Source organism: Metabacillus sp. GQ13 (assembly GCF_059758525.1).
The window spans coordinates 1-13,192 of sequence record NZ_JCAXET010000036.1 but is presented as its reverse complement, the minus strand read 5'-3'; the positions used below and the strand labels follow the sequence as shown (position 1 = coordinate 13,192).

The following is a 13,192-nucleotide window of genomic DNA, read 5'->3' as shown; positions in this document are numbered from 1 at the left end:
AGCATATTTTTTTATTAATGTTTTTCTTAAATGGGAAACACAAAAAAAGTGATTTCACTACTTCGCAATTTTCATCAAATGCGACATTAAGGAGTCATGTCTCTCTTCTAAACTGCCACTTTATTTCAATAAGAAAATGTATTACTCCTACTCTTTATAATTTCTTTAAATCTCATATTTGATTGCCATTTCTTCTCCTTTATTTTCCTACTTAAACAAAAACATTTCCCTCAGGTGCTTGCATTAGGCCTTTTATTATCCTGCCACTTTAGTAGAACAATGAATATTATTGGTGTAACTTACTAAGACTAGTCAAATTTTATATCGTATTCCATTCCACGTGCTGTGCTTAATGTTATTTCTTTTCCAAGAAGACGATTTACAATATGAAAAGACATGTTTATTCCCGCCGAAACCCCCGCTGAAGTCACAATATTACCTTGATCAACGAATTTTACGTTTCTTTGAAGTGTTACCTTTGGAAACTCGTTCTCAAACCTATCATAGGTAAACCAATGCGTAGTCGCAGTTTTTCCGTCAAGTAATCCAGCTTTAGCTAATAAAAAGCACCTGTGCAAACCGAAGTCATTAGTTGAACATTAGTCATTTGAATAGCTATCCATTCTAAAACTCGTTCATTGTGTATTTGCGTTTCTCTTGCTCCAGGTCCACCTGGGATCACGATAATATCAAAAGAGGGCGCGTTCTCAAATCTGTAATCTGGTTGAACTTTCAATCCGTTTCTCGCATATATCATTTCTCCAGTTTCTGAAACAGTACTTACTTTGAAGGCTTTAGTTGAAAAGTCTTCATATGTAGTAACAGAAAGAACTTCAAAAGGTCCTGCAAAATCAAGCACTTCAACCTCGTCAAACAACAAAATTCCAACAGTCCATTGTTTCTTCATAGTCATAAAATTCACCCCCTAAAATAATAAAAAGCATTTGGATTTCCAAATGCTTTGCCTAGGCGTACGACGATATGAGTATGTATTCCCTCGTAGTGATCCACGTTACGCCAGTTATACCTACCAAAAAATACCTTAAAACAGATATACCACAATATTTGGAATAGTACAACTAACACTTTTCCACACTTAAACTATTCTGCCGCATTAGTTTACTAAGAAATTGCAGTTCAAGAAGAATGCATGCCCTTATTTAAAAAGTCTGGTATCCGAGTCATTACTTTTTCTTGTTCTCGAATAAAATCATATTGTTCATAAAGTGTGTGTGCATCTTTAGTACCCAAGTAACCAAATAAATTCTTTAAGTCTTCAGAACTTATTATTTCTTCAATCAATTTCTTTCCTAGCCCTTGTCCTCTGTATTCTTCATCAATAAATACATCACACAGATAGTACATAGTTGCCCAATCGGTAACAACTCGGGCAAATCCTACTTGTTTACCACTATAATAAACACCAAAACATAATGAGTTTTCAATAGATTTCTTGATTTTATCCTTTGGTCTCCCTTTTGCCCAATAACTACGTTGCATAAAATCGTAAATAGTATCAATGTTTAAAAGTGATTTATTGTCACTAATTTTTAGTTCATTCAATTTACTATTCATTTTTCTTTCCCCCAGTGAATTAAGAATAAATAGATAATTTTATCGTCATTCATCTTAGATAATTAAAAATCCTTCTTCAACTAACCAGCACCTTTAGTTCAATAAAAAAAGCGTGCTGGTTAGTTGAAGTATCGAACCAGTTAGTCATCCATGCCAGATAGAAATACCATCGCTGCACCACAGATAATGAAAATATGTCGAACTATCCATACTGATTCTTAATCCAGTTATTCCAATCCATAGTTCCATTAATTACAGCTCATTCTATTTTTTAAAACGATAAGAATGGATATTCTTTGGTATTGTTATTTTTCGGAGGTATAGAAATTTATTTTCATAGTAGTGCAAAAAATATTAGTTTTGGTAGCAAGTCTCATATTCATCCTTCATTAACAAACTTTTACAAGCCAAACCATTTTCGTGATAAATATCTTTACCTATTTCTAATTCGATACTTCTATTTGAATTTGGAAAATCAGGTTCGTCTTTTAGAATGTGCAGCGTATTTTCATCCATCCATTCCATAGAAAATTCACTTTTTGCATCACTATAATAAATAGATTGAACTTTTTTTTCCTCATTATTGTTTGTGATTTCAACCCATACGTTAACACCTCCTGCTCCACCACCATATGGTTCATAATAGGCATTAGCTGTGTATTCTTCAGTGGGTGATGTTACAGGTCCAGGTCCCTTTTGGATAAATTCTCTATCAATTTCACTAAATGTATAAAAGTATATTTTATATAAATAGATTGAAGATACCAGAACAACCCCAGACAAGGTTGCAATCAGTATTTTTTTAGGCAAAGGTTTCTTTTTTATGAAAGAAATTATTATTTTTGCACATAAAATTAAAAATAATATAACGGTAATGATAGAAATCAAGAAACCAAATAAAATTAAAATCATAATCCCTCCCATTCTTGCATTCAATGACAATCAGCTCTAATACTGATAATTTTGCAATACACTTTTTCAAGTAATCTGCCACTTTAGTTCAACAAGAAAGTGCGCCACCCCATCTTGAAATAATGCCTCGAGTAACTTTAAGTACATTTGTTGATAATCTTTTTTTATGGTTTCACAGCATCAATAATGATAGACGGAAAAACAAGTTTATTTCCTTGGTTTCGAGGGTCATACTTCTTGGAACGAAAAATCATACCATTAACTCTATCCCAATAATTGTGATGAAAATTTCCTTCTTCATCACAATACTCAAGTAACTTAACTACATATCCACTGGTTTCAAACATTTTCTTCAACGTTTTATAATTATGGACAATTTTATGACTGGCTGCTGCATGGTCATTTGTACCAGGTCCTCCCACCTGTACAATATTTTGGTAGGAATCATCAGGAAAATAGCCATCAGGTACTGCACAACGAATATATCCAGAAGGTTTTAGATACTTTAAACACATATTCGCAGCCTCCTCACCTTCCGCATAAGTAAGATGTTCCCATACGTGTTCAGCTAAAATCGCTGTTATTGAACCTTTATCAAACCTGTTTCGCCACGTATTTTCATCTATTAAACTTAATTCTTCTTCCTGTGTATGTATCCATCCAGGATTATTAACATACTCCCCTGCTCCGATAACTACTTTTATATCGTCTATAATTTTAATTCATTTGTTTTCACCCCTAATTATTGGTATCACTTATCCTTTCATAAATAAGAAATTTTATAATTGGATTTCTATTCTCTTCTGCACAATCTATTATAAAAGGCTTTTGACAAGGAATTTGGTTAGTTCAAACGTATATCATACATTTCGACAAATTAGATCATTTTTCCTCTTCTTGTTCAACTAACCTGCACGTTTAGTTGAATAAAAAAATTGCCCTTTTTAAACAATCGCACCTTTAGCTTAATAAAGACCTCCTTTTTTTATCACTAAAAGTTTGCAATATCTACATAGATACCATAAACCCCATAAACTCTATGATATTTTTAAAAATCAGAGAATATTTGACGACTCTCATCACAATATTTACTTTTCAAGTCACCTTTAGTTGAATTAACACTAACAAGAACGCCTTAAATTTAGAAGTCTTGTTAGTAATGTTCTTATTTTATATTGGGTTGGCATTATTTAAAATTAGTTACTTAGCTATCTATAAACTTCTGACTAAATATACTTTTCACGAAAGGGTTTACAGATAGATTTTCTAAATTCTGAACGTCAAACCATTTCGCACCCAATGAATCTTGACCATCACCATCTGTTACATATGACTTAACTTGTCAACACTACATCATAAATAATCCCTATGTGATGCATTTCCTCTAATTCAGCATTCTGAATAGGATAAATTAGTGTGTATGACAATGAAGTTCTTATTATTCCATGCAATTCTGTATACCTGATTCTTCTTCAAATTCTCTAATTAGTGTCTGGTAAGGTTCTTCACCGAATTCAATTGACCCACTTGGCAAATCCCATTTTTCTTTAAGTGTCTTTTGGCCTTTTTTATTAGAAGCACTTTATCGTTCTTCACCCAAACACCCTATACTCCAATATGAGTATATTTCTGCATAGCATAGCCAACGCTTCCTCCACCATTACGAAAATATATTTTTATAAACTCTTTTGCTCTTACTATCCGTACTGTCTAAGTAACGGTACCTTGCCTAATTTAAAGCGAGTTATACTAAACGTGTTCAGAAATCGCAACCTACATAATACATGTTGAGATAAACATTTTAGTAATCAGCCACTATCTAATTAAATATTTCCTATTGGACTCCTGCAAATCCCCATTGAAATACCCTTACGATTAATGATTTTTTTCAGATTCACAATAGCATTTCCTTGATAAACTTGTTCCATAATATTTTCTATTTTTTCGTTTTCTTGTTTACTTACTTTTTGCTTCATAAGAATTTTTTGAAACCATTGCCTAATTTCTGCCGGGGAAACATTCCCAGCAATGGAAGAAAGGCGATCATATCCATGTAATACTTTTTCTTCTAAATCCACTTCTCCACCAGCATAAAAATATAAATCATTTTTATGCATACCGCTTTTTATTCGTTCAACTTTTTCTTTATTGCCTGCATCTTTTATTCCAACCACTAAGTCTATCTTACTTAATAGAATAATAGTCTTCTCTGATAAATCAAATCCAGTTCTTTTTGGATTGTTATATAAAATTGTTGGTTTATTACTAAGGTGCATAATTCTCTTTGTATAAACGAATGCTTCTTCTTGTGTCGGTATAACATACGGTGGATACCCAAGCATGATACCGGATATTTTTGTCTGACGAATCTTTTCAGCTAATTCCTCTGACTCTTTCTGTCTAATTGAAGCCACACCAAATATAATTTCCATATTACTAATGAGTTCTTCTTCCAGTTCTAAACCGTTTATTATTTCAATTTTCTCTTGAATGTTTAAACTATGCTGTTCTCCAGTAGTTCCAGAGACGAGAACAGATTTTACTCCTTGTTTATAAAGGTCTCTTATATGGTTAATTGTCCCTTGAGTATTTAAAGATTCATCTTCAAAAAAAGCTGTTGGCACGGCAATATGAACTTTTTCTGTCAGCATTATGTTATCCCCTTTATCCTTTTTATCTACTTAAAATAAACTAACCCTATAGCCATCCATGCAGCAGAAATATCGTGGCTGCACCACAGAGAATGAAAATATGTCGAACTGTCCATACTGAATCTTAATCCAGTCAATCCAATCCATAGTTCCATTAATTACGGCTTACTCTATTTTTTAAAACGAATGAGATGGGTCTACTTTGATGTTGTCATTTTTCGGAGTTATAGAAGTTAATTTTCATAGTAGTTGAAGAACGATACAAAGTTTCACAAACTTACTTTTTAATAGAAAAAGATGTGATAACAGCATTTACTCAGCAACTATAAACCTCATTGACTTAACAATCTATTGTCGTAATAAATGTTACACGATGATAATCAGGAATGAAAAAGTCTCTATCGAAGCTAACCAAGTCAAACCCTATATTTTGATAAAAGTATATAGTTGATTCATTTCCAGGATGACCTAATGTATAAAGAATGACTTTTTTTCCACCTAAGTCTTTGACCCTCATACAAATTGAATGTATTAATGCTTTTCCGATTCCCTTTCGCTGAAACTCCTTCTTTATAACAACTCCAACTATTTCATAAAAACCTGTTACATTATCAAAAATATATCCTGCATGACCAATTATCTCATCAGTTTCCGTACAAGCAACATAATAACCATTTATGTCACTATCGGCTTTTGGATTTAAGAAGTTACTCCAACGTGTAGAGTATTTATCTATAATTAACCTTGGGAACTGTAAAGGATGTTCTTCCATAACTTTTTTAACAGCATTTAGGTCCTTGTTTTCTAAAATTCGAATGTTCATGTTTATCCTCCCTTATATACTACTAAACACTAATAACTAAATCTTCCAATCGTACTCCATGAGATTGGCTGCCTCCACTGCTCTTTCTTTCCCTAATAACTTCCCAACAACATACCAGGACATATCGATACCTGCGGACCCCCCGCAGATAGAATGATTTTCCCATTATCTATATATCGTGAATTCTCTATTATTTCGGCAGATTCAGGAGCAACCTCCCTTAATTCATTAATAGCATTTCGATTTGTTGTTAGCTGTAATTCGTCTAATAAATTTGCTTGAGCTAATAATAAAGCCCCTGTACAAACAGATAAAACGAGTTCAACTTTATTCAAAATTTCATTAATCCAGTTGATGATTTTTTGATTGTGCATTTCTTTTCTTGCACCCCAACCACCAGGAATAATTAGTATGTCGGGAGTGGAGCAATTATAAATTGAGTAGTTAGAGTTTATACTTAGGTTCCCTAATGCATTAACAGGGAGTTTTTCTTCAGCTACCGTATATACAGAAACATCCGTTCCTCTTTTACTCCCTGCAAGAAACACTTCATACGGACCCGTAAAATCCAAAATTTCAACATTTTCATAAATCAAAATTACTACTTTTCTTGACTTTTTAGCGTTTTTCATCCAACCTTCCGCTATAAAACAATAAAAAAGTATTTGGAATATCCAAATACTATGCCCAGGCGTGCGACTATATAGTATGTACTCCCCCGTGGTTTGCCACATTACGCCAGTTATACACACCAAGATTCTACTTTAATTTATTTTTATCACGCTTTTCTGAATAGTTAAAGTATATGTTGTCTTCAAATTCGATATTGAACTAAATTTTCCCGTTGAATAAGGAAATAAGTATTGAACTTCCTTTGTAGGTCTTGTCCAATTTTCTGTGGAAAAGCTAAAGAAGAATATTATTGACACTCAATATACAAATTCCTTAATATCCATTTTAAGTTTTCCGTTCTCCTTAAAACCAGTTATTTTTATATTTGCAAAACCAGAATAGCCTCTTTCGATGTAACCAGCAATATATTCTGTATGTATATTACCTTTTTTATCTTTGTATTCTAATACCATAGCTGCTTCATCAAAATCTTCATTAGAATTTTCCCCATGGCTAATATTAAATTTATATCTCTCTCCTGGTTTTAAAGTTGGTATCTTAACATCTGACTTAATTTCATCATAAGTTATATATAATCCTGAAATCTCTTTATTCGTTTGATTTTTCACCTTAATATCAACGCCAACCTGAAAAAGAAAATTAATGATAAATATTACTAATGTTACTGGGATTATTAAAGACGCTAACACAATTAATATTTTTTTCACCATTCATCTCTCCTAATACTAGTTTATTAAACAAAAGGTACAACCTTTTTCCCCTACACTCTAAATTAACGAAATTAAATATAAAAAGTTTGATTCTTGCTCAACTATCCTGTCCCTTTAGTTGAATTACGATAAAGAAAAAAAGCTGCCATAGTAACCCATTATTTTCTTAGACTCTTGCAACCGTTAGTTATACATAAAGATTTACACAATAATTGCAGATTATATAAATGATGCATCAATAAGATATTATTTTTTATTTTTCAGTTCTAAAAGTATAGGTGCTACATTTAGTAAGATAGAAACAATTGTCAGAAACCATAGCGCCTTTTCCATAGTAGGTACAACATCCAATAAAGCCGACCAATCTTCACCTTTTACCCAATTAGATAAGAGGCTATGTTCTGCACAGAGTGTCAATGCTGTAAATGATAATCCCATTGCCATCGCAAGTTTATAATCTTTTCCTGTTTTATACATAAAAAGATTTATAAAAGTTGCTACTATAGCAATAAGTCCTAATATTAACCACATAATTATACCTCCATTATATTTTTATTTAAGGAACATTTATCTACAAATATATATATAAAAGTCCAGTTATCTTATTTCGAAATCTGGCCCGTTAGTTGAACAACGTAAATAGATTTGTAAAATTAACGGTTTAAAAGTGATGAAAAATCATTAAAAGTATTTAATACATCATCACCTAATGGATGAGCAAATTCTTGAGTTTTTAAAGGCAATATTCCTTCCTTTTCAAGTTGTTGCAGATACTTTTGAAATTCTGTATCAATAACTTCGATATACTCTTTTAGCTTAAATTGATATTTAAATATACCATCTGGATAATAGCTTATATGTTCAATAAAAAGGTTTGTACTATCACTGGAAAATTTATAGTAATCAGAGTTTCCGTGACAATAAAATTCTGCCTCACTGATTTCTCCCTTATATAAAGAGGAAAGAGTTAAGAAAAAATGTGGGATTGCTACAAAACCTATACCTGATTTAAAACTAAATAACTGTGTGTCACTCGAAACGTCAAATTGAATATCTCCACCACTGAAACGGATATCAATAAAACATTTATAGTTAGAATCCATAAAATCCACCTCCATTAACACTTTTTCTTCACCTAACCTGCCTCTTTCATTCAAAAAGAAAGTACATTATCCATCTTGAAGTAGTGCTACCCGTTAGTTTAATATAATGACGGAGGTCTATCAGCCATCGTATTAGCAAGAATTAAATATATTAGTATATTAGCACCAGGTAATAAAATAAATATTATTCTTACCGCCAAAGAAGATACACCGAAATACTCAGCTATACCTCCACAAACACCACTTATAGAATTATCTGTTGAAGACTTTTTTAACTTATTTTTCAATTCAATTCCCTCTTTCTTATCAGAACCTACCTTAAATAATACCATATATTGGATAGGTTACACTGAGTTGGAGAATTAAAATAAAGGCTAGTAGAATAATACACAACAAGTGAGGAGATCTACTATGTCTATAAAGAGGAGAACATTTACAACTGATTTTAAAAAGCAAGTGGTTGCTTTATATGAAAATGGGAAAAGCCGCCAAGATATTACCAGTGAATATGAATTAACTGCGTCCGCTTTAGACAGATGGATTACGCAATTCCAACAGTCGAAGCCCTGTAGAACAAGAATTGATCGAGTTAAGAAAAAAATAAGCAGCTAGAAATGGAAGTCGATATTTTAAAGCAAGCCGCGCTGATCATGGGACGAAAATAGAAGTGATTGAAAGAGAAATCCTCAAACCCATTCCACCGTTCGCTGTTACAATAATTATTTTCCTATTCTCCCGCTTTTCCCCCATTTTTTCTACAAACCATCATGTTTTTCGGGCTTTTCCACGTTTTTTATCGAGTTAAAAAAGATTTTTTTTATCTTTCTTGTTTCTCATTTGTTGATATGTAGGGATTGGCGGGCTTTTTTTCACACTTTTTTGTACAATCTTTATTCCAGCTGTTGATAAGTTGTGGAAAAAGTTTTTTTGTTTTGATAATTTCTATTCTTTAGTTACATTTTAAAGTTATTTTCGCAACGCACTTCACGTGTGTTGTCATCGGCGGTTGATAGCTTTACACTTAATATCCTAATTTTGCGTGAATGTATTCTCTCTACTTCCTGAAGTAATACAATGAGTCATATCGAACATGCCTTTTCTATCATGTTCTTGGAAATCTTTCAACCACATTTCAAGAATTTGATAATATGAGTCTTGCACTAGTGCTTTTACCATGATATCTTTCCTCACTATTCAATTCTATTTAAACTAACAGTTCTCAAAGGTTGACAAGCATCTGTACTGGTTCACTGCCACCCAAACGTAATTTACACTTTCCTTTCTTAATTTAAAAGTCCTTTTATTTTCAGCCACTTTCCAAGAAAAGTAAATTATACCTATAAAAAATTTCAGTTCCTTTTCACTATAGAATTTCATTAATGACTGTTTTAAGATTGACTAACAATGTTATTAATTTCTAAATCAGGCTATTGTCTCTCATTTCTCAAAAAAGCAAACACCCATCTCGTATCTATGATTCAAAAGATAGTACCAACTAAGATCATTCATGTAATGATACTTCTATCAGCCGCAACGCCCCTAGGTCCTTTAAGATTTTGTTCCTTTCGTCCCCATCTAGAACAATAAAACTTCTGAATGAAATCATTTTCAATTCTCTTATCCTACTATTTTTAAGGCATCTTGCAATGAAATGCATGTTTTCTTTTTAATAGAATCCACCATTAAAGGAGGTGAATGTTCGTAGTAAATTGGAAGCGGTTTCAGATATGTTTATAAAAAACTACATGTAGGAGTGGATGAAATGAAAAGGATGTTTTCACGGGTAAAAGGTACTTTTTTATTGGTTTCTCTTTTGCTATCTCTGATTGTAAGTGGGTTCGCCACACCTTCAGTACATGGTGCTACTACTAGCATAGAATTAACTAAAAGCGGTGGCTGGTTTGAAACTGCTTTTGTAGAATGGTCACCCGTTATCAATGCAGATGGTTATAATGTTTATGTGAAACCTGCAAATGCTTCAGATTCTCAATATAAACAAATTGATTCCGAATTAATCCGACAATACCCCACATATTGGCGAGCTGACGCGGTCGGACTGGCAACTGGGAATTATGTCATAAAAATAGAAGCTTTGCTATCAAATGGGGAAAAAGTAAGTACAGTTTCCAATCCTTTAACAGTCACCGCACATGATCGATCAGGATTTTCCTTTGCAGAGAACTCACCTTTTGGTACAGGTTCTGGCGCTTATAATGATAACGGAACTCTAAAAACTGGAGCCCAAGTTCTTTATATAACACCTGATACTGTTAAAAACGTCACTCTCGATGTCATCATCAATAGCTCTGGCAGCAAGCAAACAGCTATTGGGATAGGGGAGATATTGAATCTTAGAGGAAAAGGGTACGATCAAACACCCCTTGCAATCAGATTTATTGGCCAAGTTACAGATGCTGATATGAGTGGCCAACTTAATAGCAGTGGCTATCTTCAAGTAAAAGGAAAAAACAACTATACAGAAATGAATATGACATTAGAAGGAATTGGAGAAGATGCCTATGCATATGGATGGGGATTCCTGCTTAGATACACAGGCAATGTTGAAGTAAGGAACTTAGGTGTTGCTTTATTCCCAGACGATGGTATTTCAATGGATACAGGGAATGCAAATGTTTGGATTCATCATAATGACATTTTCTATGGAAAAGCAGGTGGAGATGCAGATCAAGCAAAAGGTGACGGTTCAACTGATCTAAAAAAGGGATCCACTTATATTACACTCTCTTATAACCACTATTGGGATTCCGGGAAAGCTTCATTAGTCGGTTTGAGCGAATCAGAAGAATTCTTTGTCTCCTTTCATCATAACTGGTTTGACCATTCAGACTCGAGGCACCCACGTATTAGGGTAGCATCTGCCCATATCTATAATAACTTTTTTGACGGTATCTCAAAGTATGGTGTTGGGGTAACAACAGGGAGTTCCGCGTTCGTCGAGTCAAACTATTTTAGACATGCTAAATATCCAATGTTAAGTTCCTTACAGGGTACGGATGCACTAGGAAATGGTACCTTCTCAGGTGAAGACGGCGGTATCATCAAGGCTTACAATAATATTATTGAAGATGCGGAAAGTCTTATTTATGCAAATTCTAATACCGGGACGGCTCCTGCTGATGCAAGCTCATTTGATGCCTACTTAGCTTCATCAAGAATTGAAACCGTATCAAGTTCCTATAAAACATTAAAGGGCGGCACAACGTACAATAACTTTGATACAAAGGTGGATATGGGAGTACATGCATCAAATATTGATCCTGTGAATGATGTTGAACAAATTGTAACAGCTGAAGCAGGAAGATTAAATAAGGGTGACTTCACATGGGAATTTGATCATGCTGTTGATGACACATCTTACAGTGTAAACACAGCGCTTATGTCAAAGATTAGAAACTACACGTCTAAACTTGTTTCTGTGGGAGGAAATTCAACTGACAACCCAACCGATCCATCAGAACCAACTGAACCAACTGAACCAACTGAACCAACTGATCCAACAGACCCTACTAACCCACTGCCAGAAGGATATAAACATAACTTTACTACCAGTGGAAAGCAAAGTGACTACTACACGATTCATGGAAATCTTTCTACAAGCAAAGGCACAGTCGTATATAAAGGAATGACGCTCACCCAATCTTTAAAAATGGAGAGTTCAACTAATATTGAGTTTACAACAACTGACTCTTCCACATTAACCTTAGTCTTCAATCAAGAAACGGGAGGAAAGGTCAAGATTGATGGAACAAGCTATACCATAACAGATGGCATCGTCAGTGTCACACTTCCCCCTGGTAAACATAGCATTACGAAAGACAGCGTCACGAATCTTTTTTATATCGAGCTAGAATAGAGATTTCTCAACTATTCAACTAATTATAAAAAGCTATCTATATAGCGTAAAAACTACCCCCACTTACGGCCCTTACAGGTTGCTTGAAGTGGGGGGCTTCTTGGGTAATCGCACCTTCTGTTAGCTGACGAAATGGTCCAGACTAACCCACTTGCGTCCGGAGTTTGTTTTTAGATTTTAACTAACCTGCTTCTATACTTCAATAAAAAGGGTGCGATCTCCTTATTGAAGAAACGCATCCATTAGCTTAATAGTAGATTTAATTTTTAATAATTTTTTTATAAAAAATAAGTGTAGCATTTTCATTTAAAATCTTGCTACTTCCTGTTTTTATGTATCCCATTTTTTCATATAAGTAACAATTCCGTTTTTCTTCTAATATTGTAGCTAACTCCCAAGTAATTGCTTCAGGGAACATTTCTTCAAGTAACTTTATAGCCTTCTGAGCTATCCCTCTCCCTTGTTCAGTAGGAAGAACAAACATTGGACTTATCCAAAAATGTACGTTCTCTTTCCAAAAAACACAGACATCACCTACAAGGTTGTTATCAACAAAAATTTTATAAAACCCACCCGTAGGGTTATTTATTCTAGTAATCACTTTTTCAATAGTTTCATTTGCTGGATTTGTTTCGTAATCCTTATATGTTTCTAACAGTGGCATAAAAGACTTAACCTGAATATCGAATATAGCTTGAGCATCTTTTAATGTTGCTTTCGCGAGTCTTATAGTCAAAAAACCACCACCTAATCTAATGTAATTATGAAATATTCTACAGGTCCCTCTTAATTCCCTTCTTGAGCTAACCTGCACCTTTAGTTCAACAATATCCCACAGAATCAGATGTATATTCTATACAAATCTAGTTAACATAAGGTCAATTATCGGTACTGAAAAAGGATCTTCAATT

At 33.6% G+C, this 13,192-nt stretch carries 14 protein-coding genes, 2 pseudogenes and 2 riboswitches; of the genes and pseudogenes, 2 read left to right on the top strand and 14 right to left on the bottom strand.

Annotation, left to right across the window (positions count from 1 at the left end; translation table 11 throughout):
* Positions 1 to 308: 308 nt before the first annotated feature.
* From AC6CHR_RS24740 to AC6CHR_RS24685, 12 genes and pseudogenes are all read right to left on the bottom strand, one after another.
* Positions 309 to 907, bottom strand: a pseudogene (locus AC6CHR_RS24740) (DJ-1/PfpI family protein).
* Between the two features lie 49 nt (positions 908 to 956).
* Positions 957 to 1,035: riboswitch (ZMP/ZTP riboswitch) on the bottom strand.
* 102 nt (positions 1,036 to 1,137) lie between these two features.
* Entirely contained in the window at positions 1,138 to 1,575 is a 438-nt protein-coding gene (locus AC6CHR_RS24735; RefSeq protein WP_498251839.1) for a GNAT family N-acetyltransferase, read from the bottom strand.
* 354 nt (positions 1,576 to 1,929) lie between these two features.
* Positions 1,930 to 2,487: a DUF5412 family protein gene (locus tag AC6CHR_RS24730; RefSeq protein ID WP_498251838.1), complete on the bottom strand. Its 558-nt coding sequence runs from the start codon at positions 2,485 to 2,487 to the stop codon at positions 1,930 to 1,932.
* 164 nt (positions 2,488 to 2,651) lie between these two features.
* Positions 2,652 to 3,209 carry a class I SAM-dependent methyltransferase gene (locus AC6CHR_RS24725; protein ID WP_498251840.1) on the bottom strand — a complete coding sequence of 186 codons (558 nt, stop codon included), beginning with the start codon at positions 3,207 to 3,209 and terminating at the stop codon, positions 2,652 to 2,654.
* Positions 3,210 to 3,925: 716 nt separating this feature from the next.
* On the bottom strand, positions 3,926 to 4,021 hold the full coding sequence (locus tag AC6CHR_RS24720; RefSeq protein ID WP_498251837.1) for an NUDIX domain-containing protein: 96 nt from the start codon (positions 4,019 to 4,021) through the stop codon (positions 3,926 to 3,928).
* A 289-nt stretch (positions 4,022 to 4,310) separates the two neighbouring features.
* Positions 4,311 to 5,138, bottom strand: a complete 828-nt coding sequence (locus AC6CHR_RS24715) for a dihydrodipicolinate synthase family protein (protein WP_498251836.1) — start codon at positions 5,136 to 5,138, stop codon at positions 4,311 to 4,313.
* A gap of 340 nt (positions 5,139 to 5,478) precedes the next feature.
* Positions 5,479 to 5,961 carry a GNAT family N-acetyltransferase gene (locus AC6CHR_RS24710; protein WP_498251835.1) on the bottom strand — a complete coding sequence of 161 codons (483 nt, stop codon included), beginning with the start codon at positions 5,959 to 5,961 and terminating at the stop codon, positions 5,479 to 5,481.
* 92 nt (positions 5,962 to 6,053) lie between these two features.
* Positions 6,054 to 6,593 (bottom strand): DJ-1/PfpI family protein, encoded by a 540-nt coding sequence (locus AC6CHR_RS24705; RefSeq protein ID WP_498251834.1) that lies wholly within the window; start codon positions 6,591 to 6,593, stop codon positions 6,054 to 6,056.
* Between the two features lie 46 nt (positions 6,594 to 6,639).
* Positions 6,640 to 6,717: riboswitch (ZMP/ZTP riboswitch) on the bottom strand.
* Between the two features lie 173 nt (positions 6,718 to 6,890).
* Positions 6,891 to 7,301: a hypothetical protein gene (locus tag AC6CHR_RS24700; RefSeq protein WP_498251833.1), complete on the bottom strand. Its 411-nt coding sequence runs from the start codon at positions 7,299 to 7,301 to the stop codon at positions 6,891 to 6,893.
* A gap of 249 nt (positions 7,302 to 7,550) precedes the next feature.
* A complete protein-coding gene (locus AC6CHR_RS24695) occupies positions 7,551 to 7,835 on the bottom strand; it encodes a hypothetical protein (protein ID WP_498251832.1) in 285 nt (94 codons plus the stop codon).
* A 122-nt stretch (positions 7,836 to 7,957) separates the two neighbouring features.
* Positions 7,958 to 8,407, bottom strand: coding sequence for a hypothetical protein (locus tag AC6CHR_RS24690; protein ID WP_498251831.1), 450 nt, complete (start codon positions 8,405 to 8,407; stop codon positions 7,958 to 7,960).
* 98 nt (positions 8,408 to 8,505) lie between these two features.
* Complete coding sequence (locus AC6CHR_RS24685) at positions 8,506 to 8,694, bottom strand: PspC domain-containing protein (protein ID WP_498251830.1); 189 nt, start codon at positions 8,692 to 8,694, stop codon at positions 8,506 to 8,508.
* Between the two features lie 124 nt (positions 8,695 to 8,818).
* On the opposite strand from AC6CHR_RS24685, the pseudogene AC6CHR_RS24680 reads away from it, so the two are divergent.
* Positions 8,819 to 9,069 (top strand): annotated as a pseudogene (locus tag AC6CHR_RS24680) (transposase); the annotation flags it as partial.
* A 367-nt stretch (positions 9,070 to 9,436) separates the two neighbouring features.
* Here AC6CHR_RS24680 and AC6CHR_RS24675 read toward each other — a convergent pair.
* Entirely contained in the window at positions 9,437 to 9,583 is a 147-nt protein-coding gene (locus AC6CHR_RS24675; protein ID WP_498251829.1) for a hypothetical protein, read from the bottom strand.
* 586 nt (positions 9,584 to 10,169) lie between these two features.
* Between AC6CHR_RS24675 and AC6CHR_RS24670 the strand changes: the two genes are divergently transcribed.
* Positions 10,170 to 12,281: a pectate lyase family protein gene (locus AC6CHR_RS24670; protein ID WP_498251828.1), complete on the top strand. Its 2,112-nt coding sequence runs from the start codon at positions 10,170 to 10,172 to the stop codon at positions 12,279 to 12,281.
* A gap of 259 nt (positions 12,282 to 12,540) precedes the next feature.
* Here AC6CHR_RS24670 and AC6CHR_RS24665 read toward each other — a convergent pair whose 3' ends face one another.
* The gene (locus AC6CHR_RS24665) at positions 12,541 to 13,017 is read right to left on the bottom strand and encodes a GNAT family N-acetyltransferase (protein ID WP_498251827.1); all 477 of its coding nucleotides are present in this window, start codon (positions 13,015 to 13,017) and stop codon (positions 12,541 to 12,543) included.
* Positions 13,018 to 13,192: the final 175 nt, after the last annotated feature.